Source organism: Streptomyces echinatus, from assembly GCF_014203595.1.
Lineage (GTDB): Bacteria > Actinomycetota > Actinomycetes > Streptomycetales > Streptomycetaceae > Streptomyces > Streptomyces echinatus.
On record NZ_JACHJK010000003.1, the window covers coordinates 189714 to 209878 of the forward strand.

The window sequence follows — 20165 nt, forward strand, 5'->3', positions numbered from 1 at the left end:
AGGTGAACAACGACGATTCGCGACCGTCGCCCACCCCCGTCGTCGGGCGATCCCCTGGACAGGTCGAGTCCAGCGGCTGACGCATTGTTCGGCAGGGGTGTTCCGGCAGCCGAACAATGGCCGGACGCGATGTTCCGCGGGCACGGCTCGGGCGCGTAGGTTGGCCGCCGGCTTGCCGCGGAGGGCTACAGGGGGTGTGGGCGTGGCGGGACGCCGTGAGGCACCGGTGGACCCGGGGGCGGGCCCGGTGCAGCAGTTCGCGTTCGAGTTGCGCGAGCTGCGCACCGAGGCAGGCGGGATCACCTACCGAGTGCTGGCGGACCGAGCAGGGTACTCGGTCACCACGCTCTCGCAGGCGGCAGCGGGAGAGCAGTTACCGACCCTGCCGGTCGCCCTGGCGTATGTGCGGGCGTGCGGGGGCGACCCGGTGGAGTGGGAGGCACGGTGGAAGCACGCGGTCGAGGAGGCCTCCGCCGGTTCGCAGGACGCCGGAGCGGATGCCGACTCGCCGTACCGCGGCCTGGCCAGGTTCGAGACTTGCGACAGCGGCCGGTTCTTCGGTCGCGACAGGCTCACCGCCGACCTGCTGGAACTGGCACGCCGCCGACGGTTCGCCGCGGTGTTCGGCCCCTCGGGCAGCGGCAAGTCCTCCTTGCTGCGCGCCGGCCTGATTCCCGCTCTCCAGCACACCCGGGACGCGGGGATGCATCTGGCCACGATCCGCATCCTCACCCCCGGCGACCGCCCCGCCCGCACCCACTGCGGCCTCATGGCCCCCGGCACCGGCCCTGGAAATGACGGCGCGGACACGTTCGTGATCGTCGACCAGTTCGAGGAGATCTTCACCCTCTGCCAGGACCCCACCGAGCGCGCCCGCTTCCTCGACCTGTTGCTGAGCGCCCGCCGGCCCGAGAGCCGGTTACGGGTTCTCATCGCGGTACGTGCCGACTTCTACGGCCGCTGCGCCGAACACCCGGGCCTGGCCGAGGCCCTGCGCGACGCCAACCTGCTCGTCGGTCCGATGAGTCCGGCGGAGCTGCGAGCGGCCATAGTCAAACCGGCCGCAGCGCAGGGCCTGACCGTGGAGCGCGCTCTGACCTCTCACCTTGTCGAGGACGTCGCCGACGCCGCGGGTGGGCTGCCGCTGCTGTCCCACGTGCTGAGGGAGACCTGGCGCCGGCGCCGCGGCAAGACCATGACCCTGGCCGGCTACGAAGCTGCCGGAGGCCTGGAGGGCGCGGTCGCCAAGACCGCCGAGGCCGTCTATGGCCAGTTCACCGAAGCGCAGGCCGTCGCCGCCCGCCGCCTGCTGCTGCGCCTGGTCGCCCCCGGTGAGGGCACTCCCGACACCCGCCGACCCGCCGACCGGAAGGAGATCGAGGCCACCGGTCCTCAGGCAGCCGCAACCAGCCAGGCTCTGGAGGCCCTGGCCCGGGCGCGATTGCTCACCCTCGACGGCGACACCGTCGACCTGGCGCATGAGTCCGTCCTCACCGCCTGGCCCCGGCTGCACGGCTGGATCGAGGAGGACCGCGAACGCCTGCGCGCCCACCGCAAACTCACCGAAGCAGCCCGGTCCTGGGAGGAGTTGGACCGCGATCCCGGTGCCTTGTACCGGGGCAGCCGCCTGATCGCCGCCCGAGAACACTTCGGCAAGGGGGCTCCTGAGGACCTCACCTCGCTGGAACACGCCTTCCTGACCACCAGCCTGCAGGCCCGCGAGCAGGAAGCACGCGCCACCGCCCGCACCACCCGCCGACTGCACCTCCTGAGAGCAGGCCTGTCCGCGCTGGCGGTTCTCGCCCTCATCGCGGGGTTGGTCGCGTGGCAGGAGAGCCGGTTCGGCGATCAGCGGCTGGCCGACGCCACATCCCGTCGGGTTGCGGCGGCTGCGGAGGCCATGCGCTACGCGGACCCGTTGACCGCCATGCGGTTGAGCGTCGCGGCGTGGCGCATCAGCCCGACCTTGGAGGCCAAAGCCGCGCTCGTGGGCTCGATGACCCAACGCGAACAGGACGTGCTCAACGGGCCCGGCGTAGGGGTTGTCGGCAACAGATTCCTCAGCTCGGACGGCCGAACCCTCGTAGCGAGCGGCAACGACCAGGTGAGCATGTGGGACGTCGACAGCCGCAGACGCACCCACTCGCTCCGGACCCGGCCGAATACGTCGGCCTACGACCTTTCACCGGACGGCAGCCACCTCCTGATGGCCGTGGGTGACACGATGCGGCTGCAGGACATGACCTCTGGCCGAACAGCCAGTCTGCCTTTCAAGTTCGGCGACGCGTACGCGGTGTTCACTGCGAACGCAGAGAACCTGAAGGTCGTGACCGGGCATTCGGTCATCCTGTGGAACACACGACGACGCCACACGGTGTTCCAACGTGGAAGCCGCACCCCCGTGCGTTCGACCCTCGACGCCAGCGGCCGATTCATGGCGTTGTGCACGGCACCGACCGTCCTGGAGGTCTGGGACACCCAGGCGCCCGAGCGCGTACGGGTATGGCGCTCGGACACCGTCTCCGAAAAGGTGTGCCGGGGCGGGATCACATCCGTTGCCCTCGACCCGGGCCGCCGCATTCTGATGGTCGTCACCGATGTGGGGTTGCGGACCTGGAGCTGGGACTCGGGCAAGGAGCTGCCCTCCGCTCCCGAGGTCGGACCGAACCAGTTCCTGTGGGACTACGACGGACGGTTCCTCGTGACGGCGGACGACGACATGATGCGGGTGTGGAGGGTCGCAGACCTCAGCACACCGGTGTACCGGTATCCGCTGCACCGCCGTGGCGTCCGGGAAGTGAGCCTGGACACGGAATACAGGATGATCCGGTACCTCGAGGAACAACCGGCGTCGGCCGCCGTCGTCCGTACCCTCTATCTGGGCGACGCACTGTCTCGCGAGTGGCACGACGCACCAGCGGAAGCCGAGCCGTCCAGCTCCGGGCAGATCGGCGGACGCCTAACCACCGTCGCCCCCGGCCCACCGGGCAGCGACCGTGTGGCGACCGGTGACGAAGCCGGCTGGGTGACGATCTGGGACCAGGCCCAGAAAAGGCGGTTGAGCGTCTTCCTGGGGACCGCCGGCGCGACGGGAGGCGAAGAACCTGGGTCCGTGACCGCCCTGACATACTCCTCCGACGGCCAGTTCCTGGCCGTCGGAGGCAGCACCGGCACGGTGAGGCTGTGGGACGCCGGGACAAGCCGCCCCCTCGGATCCACCCTGCTCACGGCAGGAGACAGCGTGCGGTCCCTCACCTTCGCCCGCGACGGAACCACACTCACCGTCGACGGCGAGCACACCCCGCCCCACTCCTATGCCCTCACCCCCGAGTCCATCGTCAAGACCATCTGCCACCGGTCAAGAGGCGGCCTGCGCACAGCGGACTGGAAGTCGCTGATCCCCGAGGTGCCCTCCAGACCAACCTGTTGAAACCCAAGGGCTCGCTGCTCCGTCCGACGCGGATACGCCAGTGCGAGGGCCGTGCGCCCTGCGGGAGCTCGACGCCCTGCTCCGTACGTTCTCGACCGACGCGGTCTCGTACGGGCGGGGTCTGCAGCAGGGCGCGACACCCGCTCCTCGTTCCTGAACCGTTTTCAGCCGCGACCGGAGGTTGGACATACTGGCCCTCGGCTTGGATGGTATGCCTGTCGTTCCTCTGGGGTGAAGTCGCGTTTGACTGTGCGACAGATCTGCTGGATTGCCCCGGAGGGGGAGAGAACGACTACGCCCCACAGTTGAACAGTGCGATCGGCGCTGGCGGTGGCGAGGGTGCGTCCGTCGGGGCTGAACGCCACCGACCAGACTGTGGCTGTGTGCCCGACGAGGGTTGCGCGGGACATTCTGGTGGTCACGTCCCATAGCCGGGCAGTCTTGTCGGTGCTGGCGGTGGCGAGGGATTTTCCGTCAGGGCTGAACGCCACGGACTGGACTGCGTCCGTGTGTCCGGTCAGGGCGGAGCGGGTCCGGAGCCCCGTGGCGACGTCCCACAGTCGTACGGTGCGGTCAACGCTTCCGGTGGCGAGGGTGCGCCCGTCAGGGCTGAACGCCACGGACTGCACTGCGCCCGTATGCCCGACAAGAGTGGCGCGGATCTTGGCCGTTTCGCTGTCCCACAGTCGTACGGTGCGGTCAACGCTTCCGGTGGCGAGGGTGCGCCCGTCAGGGCTGAACGCCACGGACTGCACTGCGCCCGTATGCCCGACAAGAGTGGCGCGGATCTTGGCCGTTTCGCTGTCCCACAGTCGTACGGTGTGGTCAACGCTTCCGGTGGCGAGGGTGCGCCCGTCAGGGCTGAACGCCACGGACTGCACTGCGCCCGTACGCCCGACAAGAGTGGCGCGGATCTTGGCTGTGTCACTGTCCCACAGTTGTACCGTGCGGTCGCTGGCGGTGGCGAGGGTGCGTCCGTCAGGGCTGAACGCCACTGACAGCACCGCACCTGCTTGCTTGGGCAGGACAACGCGGGACTTGACTGGGTCCACGTTCCACAGTCGTACAGTGCGGTCGCTGCTGGCGGTGGCGAATGTCTGTCCATTGGGGCTGAACATCACCGAATTCACTGCGCCGGAGTGCCCGGTCAAAGGGCGGCGCCGTGAGGGACCTGCAGCGGTTTGCAGGCTTGCGAGGGACTCTGGAGTGCTGCTGGTTCGATAGGCCTCGATGGCCAGCAGCGAGGCGAGTTCAGGGTCAGCATCAATGAGCGTGTCAGACTGGATGGCAAATTGCCGGGACTGTGCTGCTTGGCGCTGGGCGGTCACCGTCCGCCACTGCCACACGGCGCCCCCTCCGGCGAGGAGTGCCAGGAGCATGATGACCACCAGCGTCGCAAGAGTTCTGTTGAGGCGCCTGGTGCGTCGGATAGCCGCCTGTTGTCGCTGCTTGCTGGCCATGATGAAGGCTGAGATTTCGCCCGGCAGTCGGCGTTGCCGCGCCCATTCCAGCCCTTCCGCGAGCGCTGTTCCCCCGAGCAGGTCTCCTGGATCTCCCTTCTCAGCGTAGCTGGCATGCCGTTCACGGGTGAGGTCGAGCCAGTCGTGGAAACGGTGATCCTGCCTGACCCAATCGTTCAATGTTCCCCAGTCACGGATGAGCGCATCATGGATCAGTTCGGCTACCGGCTCCCCAGGAGGCGCATCGGGGTATTGGGGGTCGCGCAGTGTCTGGGTGGTGATGATGCGATGACGGGCGAGGGCTGCCAGGACGGTGTCAACGTCGCCGTCGGGGGCACCGTCGGGGGCCGCCGCCAGCTCGCGTAGTTCGTCGAGGGGGACTTGGGCGCGGACGGCCGGTACACGGCGTCTGCGGTCGGCGGGTCTCACCAGTGAGGTCAGGATGCGTCGTGCGGTTAGCTGCTGATCGGGCGGTAGTTCGTTGAGGGCGCTGTCGCACCAAGTGGTCAGGCTCCCGCTGACGGCTCCGATGCGGCGGTAGGACTCATGGGTGAGGTGGCCGTTCTGGCGCCGGACCCACAGCTGGCTGAGTGTCAGCTCCAGCAGGGGGAGCACGGTCACGGGTGCCTGTTGGGTGGGCGCTTCCTCGGGATTGGTGGCCAGGACGTCGGAGACGATCCGCTCAGGCAGTCCTGGTTGGAAACGGAGACCCACGTCCCGGGCCGGAAGGGTGACGATGTCGTTCAGGTCCCGCTGGCTCAAGGTGCCCGGAACATTGAGGAGCCCCGAGGTCGCTGCTTTCAGCAGCCCTGGTGCCAGGGCTGCCAGCTGGGGATAGAAGTCGTCCCGCATGACCAGGATCACGCTGAGTGCTGCATGTGAGCCGACCGCTGCGGCGATCTGGTCCGCGACGGACTGCTGGTTCCGCCGGTGGCCGTCGGCCGTCTGGACGAAGAGCTCTTCGAACTGGTCGATGATCAGCAGGATGCGCTGATAGTCAGGGTCGGCTGCCAGCCGACGGGTGACGGCCCCGGCGATGCCCTCGGTGATGGCTCCCGGCAGCCCTGCACGTTCGATCTCTGCCGCCAGGTCCTGCCTCGGCCGTGCGATCAGCACCAGCCACCGATCACTCCCCGGCAGTTCCCCCTCCGTCAGCTCCCGCAGAACCCCTGCTTGGATCAGCGACGACTTGCCCGACCCCGATGGTCCCAGGAGCAGCGTCAGCCGCCGCTGCTGTGCCAGGTTCGTCACGACCTGCCGTACCGCCTCCTGCCGGCCCTGGAACCACCGGGCGTGCTCCGCGGTGAACGGCTCCAGTCCCCGGTACGGGCATACGTCCCGCTCCACCAGCTCGGGCAGGATCCCCCGCAATACCTGTGTCGGAGTGACATACGCGACGCCCTGCCCCTTTCCGAGCTCGTCGGGCGCGGCGATCTCCGTGAGGATGCCGATGACCAGGCCGGTCACTTCGTCGAGCACGGGCCCGCCGCTGAACCCGGTGGTGAGATCGTTGGCCGCGGTGAGCTGCAGGCGCGCACTCCGGCGGCCCGAGCCCGGCAGCAGATCGCCGGCCACGCCGAAGCCGAAGTGTCCTTCCGGCGGGGCCTGCGCGGGGAATCCGAACGAGCGCACCTGGTGACCCCGGCACCCCTCCGCGGAGCCCAACGGCAGCATCCGTGCCCCAGCTGGCATGCTCCTCAGACGGATGAAGGCCACGTCCTCGTCCTGGGTGGCTCGCCACAGCTCGCCCGGGGCCTGGCCCTCCACTTGACCCGCACCCCTCACATGGGGGAAGGTCACCTGCACCTCAGCCCCCGGCCGGCCTCCGGCCGCTTCGACGACGTGCGCGCAGGTGACCACGACCCTGTCGGACACCAGGAACCCTGCCCCGGCCACCGCTCCATCGGGCCGGAGCACCTGGACCATGGCGGCGAGCAGGTCTGATGCAGTGCCGGCAGCCGGTTCCTTCTCCGTGCCAGTCACCGGGAGCAGTCCGTACCTGTGCCTGCGCGAGGGTGACCGGAGCCGTCACCCTGCGAGGAAACGGTCACCTTCAGGTGGCAGCTAGCCTGGCTCTTGGTGATCACGGCCCCGGCCTCGAACGCCAGGTCGATGCCGCACTCCACAGTGATCTCGCCGGGGCGGCCCCTGCGTAGCTGGCCGAGGGTGGCATGGACAGCCTCCGTGGCCGGCTCCAGGGCCCCTTCCAGAGTCACCGGCAGCTCGCGTACGGCGTCACCAATACGGACAGCCTTCACAGGACCGTCCCACTCGACCTGCTGCTCGACCAGAACGCAAGCTCCGCCGTCCAACAGGATCCGGGTCAGAGCTGCCAACACGCCTCCGTCGTCGATCGTGGCCCCGCACCTGGGAGCTTGGCCAGCGTGCTCTGCATAGCCGCACGCTAGAGCGACGCCTACGCCGAAGGCTGTGCCTGCCCCGATCGAAGGCCCTGACATCACCCGGAAGGACGAGGCCCACCTTGGACTGACCGCTGTCAGCTGGCCCGAGTACCACGCCTGAGCCGTTCATGACATTCAGCGAGGATGTGGCGGTGGCTCTCAGGCGTATTCAGTCCTCCGCGCCGTCCTGGTCGTCATCGAGACCGGCCGCGCCTGGGTCACGTAACGGCCGCAGGCTGCCTTCGGCTGGGGCGGACGCGGTGAAGCTGTAGCGGCCCAGCACGTTGAGATTGCGGTGCTTCAGCAGGGAACAAGGGAACAGTCGTGCGATGTCCTCGTCGCGGATCTCGTGGCCTCGGCGCGTAGCTGGGCAACGGCGGCGTCGATGTACCAGGTCGTCCAGAGCACCATGGCGTTCAGGACCAGGCCGAGCACGCCGAGCTGGACTTCCGTCCCGTCCCGGTACGCCTGCTCTACCCGCTTGCGCGGCCAGTTCAGCGACTTCGGCTCACCGAGCGCGTGGAGCTTCTCCCCGTTCAGCTTTGCGCGCCCGTTGGGCTGTGCCTCCGGTGCGCCGTGCAGCACGGCGCACCGGCGAAAGCATGTCAGGTCAGAGCTCGTACGCATACAGCTGACTTGAGTCGGTGCCCGATACCAGCTCTCCGGCCTGACCTCCAGCCCGGTAACGTCCCAAGCCTGGCCCAGTCCCGAAGGAGAGATTGATCCATTGCCACCGAAGTCTGACTGTGAGCGAGGATGGATGAGCCGCCGTATCTCTCACGGTGCACTGGTCGTCGGCTCGATCGGCGTCTTGATGAACATCGTGGACGCGACCGGGACGGCGCGCTTGGAGCCGCACGCTGTCTTCCCCGCGGTAGTCGCGCTCGGCGTGGGTGGTGACCTGCTCAAAGAGCGGCGGCCCAGGGCTGCAAAGGCGTTGTATGCCGTGACGTCGGTGCTGCTGGTAGTTGCAGGATCCGTCGCAGGTGCACGGGCGTGGGCCTCGCTCTTCAGGGGCACGTCCTATGACTGGCTCGACCTCGCACTCGGGGTTCTGGTCGTGCTTTACGTTGCCGTCGGTGTGGGTCTGCTGCTCGCGCGCCTGTCCCGCAGAACATCGAGGTCTCGCATGAATGCCGGCATGCTCAGCGAGTAGCACCGGCATTGGTCGTTCGCGTGCAGTTGGAAGGCGAGTAGGGCGGTGACCACGGGCCGGGTCGGGGGAGGTGAGGGCCTCGCGGAACAGGGCGGCGTCGGCCGACAGAGGGGTGGTGGAACGGGAGTGCCGACGCGCAGTGCACGGGCGGATCGTGAGGGATTAGGCGATAAGCGTGCAAGACAGAGAAGACGGCGCGCAGGCCGGAGACGGTGTGGGTGTGGCTGGCCCGCTCAGGGCGGCCAGGTGTTCGCGGAGTGGGGCGGGGGGTGACGTCGGCGAGGTAGCGGGCGCCGGATGGCCGGAGTTCTCGGATCCGCTCAGAGATCGATCAGCTCCTGACGAGGCTCGTTCCGTGGCGGCCAGGCACCACGCCTGGCCGCCGCGCCGCGGACCAGCAGCATCCCGGCGACCCCGACGGCAAGCCCGTCGGCCGCCCACCACACCCCATCGACCGCACCGCCCTCACGCGCGGCGGCCGGCGCCCCGCCGAGCCCCGGGAAACCATCGCCCGCCAGCCGGTCGTACTCCCGGCGCGGGACGCGGTGCCAGCGGATGTCGTCGTCCGGCAGGTCCGGCGCCGGCTCGGTCCGCACCCACGGGGTGCCGTCCTCGGCGACGAACAACTGGTCCTGGCGCAGCATCGCCACGTCCCCGCCGGGCGCCCGCCGGGTCCGCGCCCAGCCCCCCACCCCGGTCAGGCCCCACGGCACCGTGAACCGCACCGGTCGATACCGGCCCTCGGCCCACTCACGAGGCACCCGCTCCGTATCGGTGTACGCCAGGTCGAGCAGACCGCGCAGCCGGTCGTAGGCGGCCTGCCCGGCATGCCACGCCTCGGTACGCCCGGCCCCGGCCGTCACGAGCACGGCGATGTCCGGCTCCTCAGGCAGCTTCGTAGTCCAACGTTGCGGCGGGAGCGGCGGGCCGCTCCCGCCGCAACGCAGCTCAGCCGATGATCCTGACGGTGAAGCCGTTGTCCAGGCCGCCGAGGATGCGGTTCTTGTTGTAGAAGCTCTTCAGGATCAACCTATCCCCCACCGGCGGACATCCCCTGCATGCCGCCGACACCCTCACTCCCCTGCTCGGACGCACCCGCGCCGCCGTCCTGGCCAGCCTGCGCCACCCCGCCACCACCACAGAAACAGCCGACCGCGTCGGCATCTCACTACCCTCCGCCAGCCAACACACCACCGTCCTGCGCAACGCCGGACTCATCACCACCACCCGCACCGGCACCGCCGTCCTCCATACCCTCACACCCCTCAGCACCGCCCTCCTCCGCAACGACTCCGCCACCAGATAGCGCTGGACGGATCACGGCTGCCGGAACGGTCAGGTGATCGTTAGGATGCGCGGGCGGGGTTGTGCCGGCCCGCCGCCGGTAGAGCCCCGCATCTCGTGTTCTCAGCGCGAGAGCGCCGGGTGGTTCACTGCTGCACGCCGTAGGAGACTTTGATTCCCGCCTGCAGCTGTTCGCGGACCTTGATCACCGAGTCCCTGTCGCCGATCTGCACGCGGTACTGCGTAGCTCCACCGGGGACACCGCCGACGGACAGAGGCCACGTGCAGCTGTCCCCGACGACTTCCCCCGCTATGCCATCGGCGAGCGTGCCCTGCGCCAGCTCGTGCCCGTCCAGGTCGGACACGGTCACGGCTGTTCCACCGCGCAGGTCGACGAGATCGTCTGTGCCGACGCATCCTTCACCGTCCTGGCCGTTCACCCAGGAACCGAACACCGTGACCTTGCCGATCGCCGTGAACGCAGGCCCGGAGGGAACGTCGGCATCACTGGCCGAGGTCGCCCACCACACCGTGCCGGTGATCGCCGCACCGGCGACGGCTCCGAGGACGGCGGCCAGCGCGGGACGGACACGGCGGGAGGCGGTGGCCTGTGCGTTCAACGGTCTCAAGAACTCCCGGTCCGTGGCCATCAGGTTCGACAGCGCGGCTACATCTTCTACGGCTGCCCCTCGCTTCTTCTCCGACTGCGGCTTCGGTCATGATCCGCCGGACCGCTCCGCGCGGAGCATGGAGAAGATCACTTGATCGTGCCACTGGCCGCCGCGCCACTGCGCGGAGCGCAGCACGCCCTCCCTGACGAAGCCCGCCTTCTCCAACGCACGCTGCTCGGCGAGGTTGGCGCAGTCCGTCCAGGCTTGAAGCCGTTCGGCCCTGGTGTGGTCAAAGAGGTACTCGGCCAGCAGTCGTTGGGCCTGGGTACCTATGCCGCGGCCGTGCGCGGCCGGTACCAGGCTAGGACGAGCCGGCGGCAACAAGCTCCGACTGGCCCTTGCCGTCAGCGCCGGCGGAGTTCCTCTGCCCAGTCCGGGGGTCGGTCCTCGAGGACCAGGTTGTCGCCGCGGGCCAGGGTCTGCAGCGGGCCCGGGGAGAGGTTCCGGGCCCGCTCTGCACACCGCACGTCTTCAGTGCGGGCCCTCGGACGGGACGGCGCGCGGAGGCGGTCGCCGCGCGCCGTACCGCCGCGGTGCTACCTGACGGCGGCCGGTAGGCCGTTTCGAAGGCCGCTGCCTGGACGGCACCACTCTGAAGCACGCGGTGCCGGGCGTGCCCGGCTTGGTCCCGCGGACAACGTGCGTTGCCTGGCTGGCCAGCCTCGGACTCGACTGGGCGGCCCAAGCCTGCGAGGCCGGGTAGCCGGGCGAAAGCCGCGGGACGGGCGGCCCAGCACCGGATTCAGCAGGCGCAGTCCCAGCGCAGCGACTTCCAGGTCTTGGGCCCGACGATGCCGTCGGGCGTCCTGTCGCCCATCCACCGCTTCTGGTACCACTTGACGGCCTTCAGGGTGTCGTTGCCGAAGACGCCGTCGATCGCGAGACGGCCCGAATAGTGCGACGCCTTGATGAGGGCCTGGATCTCCTTCACCTTGTTGCCCCGGTCGCCGAAGTCGGTGTAGGCGGTGCCCTTGTAGTAGCGGCAGTAGTAGCCGATTCCAGGGGTCATGAGGCAGCTCCGGGCGGCGCTGACGCCAGCTGCTGAGGCGGCTGGCGCCGTGGCCGGTGCGGCGTCAGCCGCCGGCGCGACAGCGACCAGGGTCCCGCCGAGGAACGCGGCGGAGACGAGCCCGGTGGTGATGCGCTGACGTATGGTCATCGTCGTCATGGACGCACGGTCCTTTCTCGAGGAGCGGGCCGGGTCCCCCGTTGGGTCCCCCGACGGCCCGCCGTGCGATGTGTACGTGCGGTTTAACGGTATGAACGGCCGACTTGGCCGGCGTCCCCTGCTGGTTTGACTCCAGGCGAAACCAGGGCGGTACGAGACGAGCCGCCTACAACTACTGCAGTAGAGGGTGGCTGTCATTCCACGTCTGACACCGAAGCGACCGTGCCCCTTGACCTTCGTGGATGAGGGCTTCAGACCCCGGGTCCGGGGCGTGGCGGCACCGCCGGCCGGGGTTTGATCACTGCCCGCCGGGAACCAGACCTGAAAACGGCGGCGCCGCGGCCGAAAGAAGGGCACTCAGCGACAACCAGCGCTGACAAAGCGGGACGGCTCCGCCGCTGGGGCGGTCCGGACAGCTGCTGAATGGCCGGCCCGACGTCCCCCGCCTGGCGTCGCCGCCGCGCTGACGGCGGCACGGACACGGCGGCGACGCCGACGCGTGCAACCGGCTGAGTGAGTGCACGGGGACCCAGGTCACCGCTGCGCTACTGGGGGCAGGTGGCGGAGATGAGGTAGTCGACGACGTCGGGGGTGCTGGAGCGTGGCCGGTAGGCGGCGCGCTGGCGGTCGGCGCCGGTTCCTTCGGTGCGCAGGCGCTGCCATTGCTCGCGTGTGTGGTCGAGGTCGTCGTGCCGGCGCAGTGCTGGGGCGATGGTGTGCAGCAGTTTTTCGACGAGCGTGGTCTGGGTGATGAGGTGGCCGGTGAGGGGGTCGATGCCGGTGCCGGCCAGTCCGTCGCGTGCCGCGCGCCAGCAGGCTGCGCGCAGGACTTCTGGTGCCGGGCGTGGGGCCGGTTCTCCGGCTCGGATGCACTGGAGGGCGGTGGCGGTCAGGGCGCGTACGACGGCGGCGAGCATGAGGGTGTCGTCGGGGGTGAGGGCTGCGTCGGCGACGCGGACTTCGATGGTGGGCAGGTGGTGGGAGGGGCGGATGTCCCAGTACAGGCCACCGCGGTCGATGAGTGCCTCCGCGTCGATGAGGGTGTCGACGAGGTCGTCGAAGTGGGCGGGTGATTCGAAGTACGGGGGCGGGCCGGCGACGGGCCAGCGTCCCCAGGTGGTGGTGCGCCAGCTCGCGTATCCGGTGTCCTGCCCTTCTCTGAACGGGGAGTTCGCGCTGAAGGCGATCAGGGTCGGCAGCCAGGGCCGCAGGTGGTTGCTGACGTGTACGGCGTCGCGGGGGTCGGGCAGGCCGACGTGGATGTGGCAGGCGCACGCGGTCTGCTCGTCGTCAAGAGCGCGGAAGTGCGCGGCACTGCGGGCATAGCGGGCACCGGGTGTGATCGGGACCGGGGACGTCTGGCCGAGCACCGGGGTACCGGTCGAGGCGAGGCGCACGCCGAGGCGGGCAGCGGCGCGCGCGGCCGCCACTCTTGTGGAACGGATCTGTTCGGCGGCTTCCTTCAGGCAGGTGTGCGGATCGGTGCGCACTTCGACCTGATAGCGGGTCAGCTCGGTGCCGACCCGGTCACCGAGTTCACCGGCCGCCTCGCTCACCACCTCCGGTCCGCGGGGGCTGAGCACGCGCGTGAGCGGATCGACCAGGAGGAGCTCCTCCTCGATGCCCACAGTGAGCGTGGCTGGAGCGCGGGTTGATCCGAAGGGGCGGGCGGGCGCGGGGGCGTCTGTCGGGCCGGCCCCACCGTGAGGTTCACTGCTCATAGTGATGGCACTGTCTCAGAAAGTGCTCGGCCGGTGGGTGGAATCGCTCGTTGCCGAAGGCTGAGGAGCACCGATGCGTGAAGAGACCGACGTCCTGGTGGTGGGAGGCGGCCCGGCGGGCGCAACCGCCGCGGCCCTCCTGGCCCGCCAGGGCCACCAAGTGCGAGTGCTGGAGCGGCAACGGTTCCCGCGCTACCACGTCGGCGAGTCACTCCTGCCCTCCCTGCTGCCCCTGCTGGACGTCCTGGGTGCGCGCGAGACGGTCGAGGCGCACGGGTTCGTCCGCAAGACGGGGGCCTTCTACGGCTGGGGCGGCCAGGAATGGTCACTGGGCTTCGACGAACCGGGCAGACCGGCGGCCTACAGCTTCCAGGTCATCCGCTCCCAGTTCGACCACCTGCTGCTGGAACACGCCCGCGCGCAGGGGGCCGACGTCAGGGAAGAGGCCCGCGCGCAACGGGTCGACTTCGAGGCTGTCGGCGAGAGCGGACCAACCGGCCGAGCGGTGGAAGCCACCTGGGCCAGCCGGGACGAGGGCGCGGGGCACATCCGCTTCCGGCACCTCATCGACGCCTCCGGCCGCGCAGGCCTCCTCGCCACCCGGCACCTGGGCTCAAGGCGCGTCCACGACGCCTTCCGCAACGTCGCCACCTGGAGCTACTGGCGCGGCGCCACACCCCTTGCCGCAGCCCCCAGCGGCGCGATCGGGGTGTTCTCCCTGCCCAACGACGGATGGCTGTGGGCCATCCCGCTGCACGACAGCACCCTCAGCGTCGGCCTGGTCACCGACAAACGCTCCTTCGCCCACGCCAGGCAGGCGGCAGGCGGCTCACTGCAGACCGTCTACGACGAAGCGATCGCCCGCTGCTCCCTGCTGGCCGGCCTGCTCACCAGCGCCCACCAGATAGCGCCGCTGAAGACGGAGAGCGACTACTCCTACGTCAGCGAGACCTTCAGCGGACCGGGCTGGTTCCTCGCCGGCGACGCCGCCTGCTTCCTCGACCCCCTGCTCTCCACCGGCGTGCACCTGGCCATGTACAGCGGCCTGCTCGCCGCCGCCTCCATCAACAGCATGCTGGTCGGCGACGTCGACGAGGAAGCCGCTCGCGCCTTCTACCAGCAGGCCTACCAGCACGCCTACGAACGGCTCCTCATCCTGGTCAGCGCGTTCTATCGCATCCACTCCGGCCGCGACAGTTACTTCCGCACCGCACAGCAGCTCAGCCACCGCGACCAAACCCCCTTACGCCTGCACGAAAGCTTCCTCAACATCATCACCGGCGCCGAAGACCTCCACGACAGCCAGGCCGACGACCCCGTCGACACCTTCCTGCGCACTGTGCGTCAGCCCGTCAACGGCCAGTGCCCGCAGGGACTCGCGGGCCACGGAACGAGCCACCTTCTCCCCCTGCCGACCACCCCCGCCCACGCCAGTGCCGGCCTCTACCTCAACCTGCAGCCACACCCTCACCTGCGCCCCACCGACCACACCTAATCAGGGGACTCAGGCCTCCCCCTTTCGCTGAACGCCCCGGCCCACGGGTCGGGGCGTCGCTGCAGACGGTCCGCCGTGCCCGGGGCAGGAGTTGAGCGTTCGGTCGATGTGGGGACGTCGCCGTGGATCGTGTCGGATGAGCTGTGGGATCGTCTCGAGCCGTTGCTGCCGCAGCGCGAGCGCCGCTTCCGCTACGTGTGGTCGACTTTTCCCATGTCAGGGCCTCAAAAGGGGGCAGCACACGGGCCCGTCGCCGGTCGACCGGGGCCGGGCCGGATCAAAGCACCACCTGATCACCGACGGCCACGGCACCCCGCTCGCCGTCCTACTGACCGGCGGCAACCGCAACGACGTCACCCAGTTGCTGCCCCTGCTCGACGCGATCCCACTGGTCCGCGGCCGCATCGGCCGTCCCCGCCGCAGACCCGACTCACTGTTCGCCGACCGCGGCTACGACATGACAGCTACCGCGACCAAGACCGCGCCCGAGGCATCGTCCCGGCGATCGCCCGCCGTGGGGCCCGGCACGGCACTGGCCTGGGCATCCACCGTTGGGTGGTCGAACGGACCTTAACCTGGCTCCACGGCTTCCGCCGCCTGCGCATCCGCTGGGAACGCAGGGCGACATGCACGAAGCGTTCCTGAAATTCGCCTGCTGCCTGATCACGCACCGACAACTCGCCTCATTGTGTGAGCCGTTGCAGGACTGATCTGCGTCCCACGGACACTCTCGGAGGCGCACCGATGTTCGATCAGGCTGGGATATACAGGAACTCGGGCCCGTACGTCTGCCCGCTCCCGTCCGGCAGCTCGTGCTGCATTAGTGCCCGCGCAGCCAACCCAAGCTTCCGCATCCTTCTTTCAGCCTGGTCGAGGGCGTCGTTCGCTGCCTGTTGATCGTCCGTCTGCCATGTCCTCTCCAGCCATCCCAGCAGTTCGCTGTAGAGCCGGTTGAATTTTGTAAGGTGGTCCTGCAACTCTGCGCTAGGGCGGTACGCTGGCTCCTGTGCCCAGCCACCCCTGGGTACGGTCCCCATCCGGAAGGCGTCAGGCATCACGATGGGGTCGCCCTCGTAGGCCCACCCCTCGGGAGCCGTCGGCACCTCCACCAGCTTCTTGCCCTGCAGAATCTGGCGGAACTCGTAGTAGTGGGCGAGCTCGCCCTCCCTGCCGAAGTAGCGGTTCCTCGGAGAGCTGTGGCTTCCCTCGCCCTGCTCCATGATGACCTGAATGGCATCGTCCACGGCTTTCGGTGTGGAGAGCCGGACGAGGCTGTTTCCCAGACCGTAATCCTCCTCCATGGCCTTCTCGACCTGGCGGTGGCCTTGGATCAGGTCGGCGTTCTGTTTGAACGCTTGCCGGATGGCGCTGTAGAAGGCCCCGATCGACTCGCCAGGCTCCTCGAATTCGGCGACGGGGTCCTCGGGCCGTTCGATCTGGCAGTACATGTCGAGGGAAGCGCGAGTCAGACCGCTGAGGGACACGCAGATCTGAGGTCGCACACCCCCGGGCAGGTGCCCCGGGTACTTGGGAACCAGGTCGGCGTGGTCGATGCGTGGGGATCCGCCAATGGTGGTGAGCATGTTGCATACGAGCCCCATGTGCGACATCTCGTCCATGACGATCGCCTTGATGGCGTCGTAGACGGCCTGGTCCCTCGCCGGTTCCTTGATCGACCACAGACCGCACAGATACGGAGGGAGGGTCGCGAGCTCCAGCATGATCGCCTGCTGCAAGGCATCCTGCAGCCACTTTCCGTTTCGCTGCGGCTCGGGTTGGCCCATCAAGGCGACGATCGCCTTGCTCTCGTAGGCAAGAGCTTGAGTCAAGGGACGTTCCTTCCCATCGCGGTCGCATCGCAGTGGATGGTTGCTTCAGTGCAGTTGCTGGACGCCCGTCGCGTCACGGACGAAGACAGAGCGGGTATCCGAGGCTTGGTAGCGCTCCTTGAGAGTGAACGCAGCCGGCGTACCGGCCACCGGGGCGTCCGGCTGTTCCACGTACAGGGCATAGGTCTTCGCCGTGTCCGTCTCGCTGTCGAGCTGCAGCCAGCCTCGGCAGCCCGCAGAAGGAAAGGTGCCGGTTGCTGTGATGGTCACTGCGCTGGCCGTCTGGTTGAACGTGTACGTCGCCGTGCCGAGTTCGAGCCGCTTGCGGGCACCGTCCTTCCAGCGTCTGAAGAGCTCGATCCATTCCTCTGGCCACGGTCCGCCGTGGGTGGCCGGTGGCATGACCGGTGGAATGCCGTTCTTCAGGCGGTCGAGGATGTCGTCGGCCTGGGCGACGACGGTCTCGTAGTCCCAGAGGTCGAGATCAGAAATCATGTGGGCGCGGTCGGTAGCGCGGAACATAGGCCGGATGTGTAGCTCGAAGACGGGTGTGCGCACGCTAGCCGTACCTCCATCAGGATGTCCTTCACCGCTTCCTCCGTTTCTCGGCCGAAGGTAGGAGAGTCGGGTGGCGTATGCGAGCCATCAGCCCGAACGTGGGCGCGCCGCCAGTCCGAGCAGGAAGGCGTTTCGGCCCCACCGCAACCTCAAGGCTTCTTGCACTCTCCTTCTCCGTGAGATGACAAGAATTGAAGGCCTGAAAGACTGTCGGCGTCGTAGTCCTGACCCTCGCGCAGGCGGCTGCCTACTTGCCACCCGCGAGCTGCTGCTCCAGCTTGCGGACCCGTTTCACCACGTCGGGCTTGACCCGGCGGCTCTCCAGGGTCCGCGCGAGACCGCTCACCAGCTCCGCGGCGGGCTGGCCCTTACCCTGTTGGTCGAGCGACTTTGCGATGTGCTCGACATTGCAGGTCAGACGGATGTGGCCGAACGTCTCGGCGGCGGCGTTCAAGTCTTGGTATGCCTGCTTGGTGCGCTGCCAACCCGATTCGGGGTCGGAGGTCGTGAGTTCCAGGCGCGGACCCGTATCGTCGCCACCGCCCTGCATGACCTTGCCCGGGACGGTCTCCGTGAGCGCCAGGCAAGCGGCAGCATGCTTGGCGACGGCCTCGTCGGGAATCCGGTCCACGACCTCGCGCAGCACGTCGTTGGCTCCGTGCAGCACCCGGCTTCCGCCCAGCGCCAGCACGCGTCCCACAGTGTCCGTGCAGACGTCGTCCGCCAGCCGCTCCTGCTCACGGCTGGCCGGGCGCTCCACCCGGAGCACAAGCGGCGCGGCCATGACCTGTCCGGCCGAGGCAGCGGCGACAGAGGCCGCTGCGCCGCCGACGGCGGTGCGGAGCGCTGCGTACACGCGGTACGTGCCGGGTTCGGCGATCTGCCAGCCGCCGAGTCCGGAGCTGAGCACGATCTGCCCGTAGAGTGCCTCGCCGGGCTGTAGCACGATGGGTTCCGGGCGCATGCAGTACTTCATGTACGGCCGGTGCAGCCGGGCCTCGGTCTTCCCCGCGCGCTGGATGACGATGCCGAGGTCGTCGCCCATCAGCTTGTTGCGGTCGACCATCAGCTGGTCGGTGGACGTGTTGGCGAGCTTCAGCTCCCCGATCACCGGTTCGAGCATGCCGTAGCGGTACGCACCCTCGTGGTCGAGGTTGCGGTGGACGCGGAGCGAGAGCGTCAGGGGGCTGGGGGCGGAGCACTGGCGGACCTGCTCGAAGGCGTGGTGGTCGAACCAGGGGATGTTGCCCATCTCCACGAACCGCTCGGGTGCGTGCCGCAGGAAGCGCAGCTCGCTCTCCGAGAAGAAGTACTGGAAGTCGCGGAAGAACGCCTGTTCCCCACCGTTGACCAGGAACGGGTAGTTCATGAAGCTCCGGGACTCGGGCTCGTCGACGAGCGGGACCCACGGAGTCTGCTGCGACTTGTCCCAGGCGTGTGCGAGGTTGAAGCAGTGCCCGATCTCGTGCACGGCCGTCCAGAAGCGCATCCGGCGGGCGAAAGCGTCCGGCGCGGGGTCGTTCGGCGGACGTCTGGAGATGAACGAGTCGGAGAAGATCGCGCAGCCCTGCCGCTGGGCGGTGCCGATGCTGTCGAACATGATGCCGCCGAGGCCGTCGGGCGAGAAATGTTCGCCGCCCTCGTGCAGGCCCGCGAACAGGGTCCACACCTGCCACTGGGCGACGCCCTGCCCACCAGGCCCCGGCTTCCACTCGGACCAGTACTGCTGCATCGCATCGTGCATCTCGATGTCGGACCACTTGTCGTCGACGGAGGCCGAGCGTGGGATCACGTTGCTGCCGCGGGTGCGGGTGACCTTGATCCCCTGGCGGGCGTAGGCGTCCTCCACCGTGAGAGTGATGTCGGGGAGGCCCGCGGGGCGTACCGGGTGGTCATGCAACGCGTACGCATCCGTCTGCTCAGCTCCCTCGACGCGGTCGAACTCGATCCCGACCTCGAGGAACGCCGACCGCGCGAAGGTGTAGCCGAGGACCAGGTCTGCCGCGCCAGGGCGGCTGAAGGTCACCCGCGCGGCGAGCGGCTGCAGCGGTGGGCGGCCCGTGAGCTGCACACGGATCGAGGTGGCGGGGCGCAGGGAGGCGTTGCCGTCGCGATAGCTGATCGGGCCGATGTACGAGTCGTCCGGCTGCTTGGTCACCTTGGCGACCCAGGTGAGACCGCCGGTGACGAGCTGCCAGATACGCCCCGAGACAGTCATCGTGGGGGCCGACCCGTCCACGTCCACGCGGAGTTCCTCGAACAGGCCGATGGCGGCGCCCGGCAGGATCGTCTCCGCCGGCGGCCGTACGGTCTGGGGCTGCTCGACCCCGATCGAGTTCCCTTCGGGAAGGGCCCCCGCCGGCATCGCCGAACCGGTCAGACCCACCTTCGTCGCGACCATGCCGGGCATCGTCAGTACGCTCTGCAGGACCTGCCCGCCGTTGTGGTCGGGGGTGGGGACGACGGGCAGGTCGGTGCGGACGTACACGCCGCTGCGCTGGGCCAGGAGGGCCGCGGCGGGCGCTGCTGGCTGAGCGCCGACCGCCGTGTCCCAGCCCCGGCGGTCCTGGACGCCCTCGGTGTGCGCGCCCGAGCTGTACCCGGCTCGTTCCCGGCCGTCACACGCACGGCGGGATATCTCCTCAACGACGGCGCGGACGAGCTCGTCGAGCCCACTCGGCGGGCGGTGCTTCTCTGTGGTCATGCTGGCCTCTCCTCAGCCCGGGTTCCGTGGCCCCGGCGTGGTGGTGCAGCGGAAGGGGTGGGTGTCTGGCCGGTTCGAAGCGCCTGGCGCGCGGCCTGCGGGCAGCTGGTCTGCCGACATGCCTGCCGCATCAGGACAGGGTGCTGTAACGGACGGGATGCCTGAGCGCGATGCGGACGGCTGCCGAACCGGCCCGGAGCCTGCACCCCGTCCGGTCTCGCCGCCGAGCGCACACACCCCTTTCGCCGGACCCTTCAAATGGAAATCCGACCACCCAGGGGGCGCAA

General features: G+C 68.9%; 14 protein-coding genes and 2 pseudogenes. 5 read left to right on the plus strand and 11 right to left on the minus strand.

Going from position 1 to position 20165, the window contains the following annotated elements; genetic code table 11:
* Positions 1–202 precede the first annotated feature (202 nt).
* Positions 203–3430 carry an nSTAND1 domain-containing NTPase gene (locus FHS34_RS09420; RefSeq protein ID WP_225817315.1) on the plus strand — a complete coding sequence of 1076 codons (3228 nt, stop codon included), beginning with the start codon at positions 203–205 and terminating at the stop codon, positions 3428–3430.
* Positions 3431–3594: 164 nt separating this feature from the next.
* On the opposite strand, the gene FHS34_RS09425 is transcribed toward FHS34_RS09420, so the two are convergent.
* From FHS34_RS09425 to FHS34_RS44130, 3 genes and pseudogenes are all read right to left on the minus strand, one after another.
* The gene (locus FHS34_RS09425; protein WP_184964225.1) at positions 3595–6816 is read right to left on the minus strand and encodes an nSTAND1 domain-containing NTPase; all 3222 of its coding nucleotides are present in this window, start codon (positions 6814–6816) and stop codon (positions 3595–3597) included.
* A 53-nt stretch (positions 6817–6869) separates the two neighbouring features.
* Positions 6870–7226 carry a CU044_2847 family protein gene (locus FHS34_RS09430; RefSeq protein WP_184963206.1) on the minus strand — a complete coding sequence of 119 codons (357 nt, stop codon included), beginning with the start codon at positions 7224–7226 and terminating at the stop codon, positions 6870–6872.
* Positions 7227–7461: 235 nt separating this feature from the next.
* Positions 7462–7778 (minus strand): annotated as a pseudogene (locus FHS34_RS44130) (Tn3 family transposase); the annotation flags it as partial.
* Positions 7779–8052: 274 nt separating this feature from the next.
* Between FHS34_RS44130 and FHS34_RS09440 the strand changes: the two are divergent.
* Positions 8053–8448, plus strand: a complete 396-nt coding sequence (locus tag FHS34_RS09440) for a hypothetical protein (RefSeq protein ID WP_184963208.1) — start codon at positions 8053–8055, stop codon at positions 8446–8448.
* Between the two features lie 320 nt (positions 8449–8768).
* Here the strand turns inward: FHS34_RS09440 and FHS34_RS09445 are convergent, their stop codons facing one another.
* Positions 8769–9317 carry a hypothetical protein gene (locus FHS34_RS09445; protein ID WP_308288273.1) on the minus strand — a complete coding sequence of 183 codons (549 nt, stop codon included), beginning with the start codon at positions 9315–9317 and terminating at the stop codon, positions 8769–8771.
* A gap of 212 nt (positions 9318–9529) precedes the next feature.
* Between FHS34_RS09445 and FHS34_RS09450 the strand changes: the two genes are divergently transcribed.
* Positions 9530–9754: an ArsR/SmtB family transcription factor gene (locus FHS34_RS09450; RefSeq protein ID WP_225817399.1), complete on the plus strand. Its 225-nt coding sequence runs from the start codon at positions 9530–9532 to the stop codon at positions 9752–9754.
* Positions 9755–9878: 124 nt separating this feature from the next.
* Here FHS34_RS09450 and FHS34_RS09455 read toward each other — a convergent pair whose 3' ends face one another.
* From FHS34_RS09455 to FHS34_RS09470, 4 genes are all read right to left on the minus strand, one after another.
* Positions 9879–10352 carry a hypothetical protein gene (locus FHS34_RS09455; RefSeq protein WP_221508760.1) on the minus strand — a complete coding sequence of 158 codons (474 nt, stop codon included), beginning with the start codon at positions 10350–10352 and terminating at the stop codon, positions 9879–9881.
* A 96-nt stretch (positions 10353–10448) separates the two neighbouring features.
* Positions 10449–10727 carry a GNAT family N-acetyltransferase gene (locus tag FHS34_RS09460; protein WP_225817319.1) on the minus strand — a complete coding sequence of 93 codons (279 nt, stop codon included), beginning with the start codon at positions 10725–10727 and terminating at the stop codon, positions 10449–10451.
* A gap of 418 nt (positions 10728–11145) precedes the next feature.
* Positions 11146–11571, minus strand: coding sequence for a peptidoglycan-binding domain-containing protein (locus FHS34_RS09465; protein WP_184963212.1), 426 nt, complete (start codon positions 11569–11571; stop codon positions 11146–11148).
* Between the two features lie 545 nt (positions 11572–12116).
* Positions 12117–13199 carry a carboxylate-amine ligase gene (locus FHS34_RS09470; protein ID WP_308288274.1) on the minus strand — a complete coding sequence of 361 codons (1083 nt, stop codon included), beginning with the start codon at positions 13197–13199 and terminating at the stop codon, positions 12117–12119.
* Between the two features lie 166 nt (positions 13200–13365).
* Between FHS34_RS09470 and FHS34_RS09475 the strand changes: the two genes are divergently transcribed.
* The gene (locus FHS34_RS09475) at positions 13366–14787 is read left to right on the plus strand and encodes an NAD(P)/FAD-dependent oxidoreductase (RefSeq protein WP_184963216.1); all 1422 of its coding nucleotides are present in this window, start codon (positions 13366–13368) and stop codon (positions 14785–14787) included.
* 167 nt (positions 14788–14954) lie between these two features.
* Positions 14955–15497, plus strand: a pseudogene (locus FHS34_RS09480) (IS5 family transposase); the annotation flags it as partial.
* A gap of 42 nt (positions 15498–15539) precedes the next feature.
* On the opposite strand, the gene FHS34_RS09485 reads toward FHS34_RS09480, so the two are convergent.
* The 3 genes from FHS34_RS09485 to FHS34_RS09495 form a co-directional block, all read right to left on the minus strand.
* A complete protein-coding gene (locus FHS34_RS09485; protein WP_225817320.1) occupies positions 15540–16616 on the minus strand; it encodes a ferritin-like domain-containing protein in 1077 nt (358 codons plus the stop codon).
* A 45-nt stretch (positions 16617–16661) separates the two neighbouring features.
* On the minus strand, positions 16662–17174 hold the full coding sequence (locus tag FHS34_RS09490) for an acylphosphatase (protein WP_184963218.1): 513 nt from the start codon (positions 17172–17174) through the stop codon (positions 16662–16664).
* A gap of 247 nt (positions 17175–17421) precedes the next feature.
* Positions 17422–19878, minus strand: coding sequence for a zinc metalloprotease (locus FHS34_RS09495; protein WP_184963220.1), 2457 nt, complete (start codon positions 19876–19878; stop codon positions 17422–17424).
* Positions 19879–20165: the final 287 nt, after the last annotated feature.

Coding starts and splice junctions, on each gene's coding strand:
- FHS34_RS09425 (WP_184964225.1), bottom strand. CDS start 6,816: ATGGTCCAGGTGCTCCGGCCCGATGGAGCGGTGGCCGGGGCAGGGTTC.
- FHS34_RS09440 (WP_184963208.1), top strand. CDS start 8,053: ATGAGCCGCCGTATCTCTCACGGTGCACTGGTCGTCGGCTCGATCGGC.
- FHS34_RS09465 (WP_184963212.1), bottom strand. CDS start 11,571: ATGACGACGATGACCATACGTCAGCGCATCACCACCGGGCTCGTCTCC.
- FHS34_RS09475 (WP_184963216.1), top strand. CDS start 13,366: ATGCGTGAAGAGACCGACGTCCTGGTGGTGGGAGGCGGCCCGGCGGGC.
- FHS34_RS09495 (WP_184963220.1), bottom strand. CDS start 19,878: ATGACCACAGAGAAGCACCGCCCGCCGAGTGGGCTCGACGAGCTCGTC.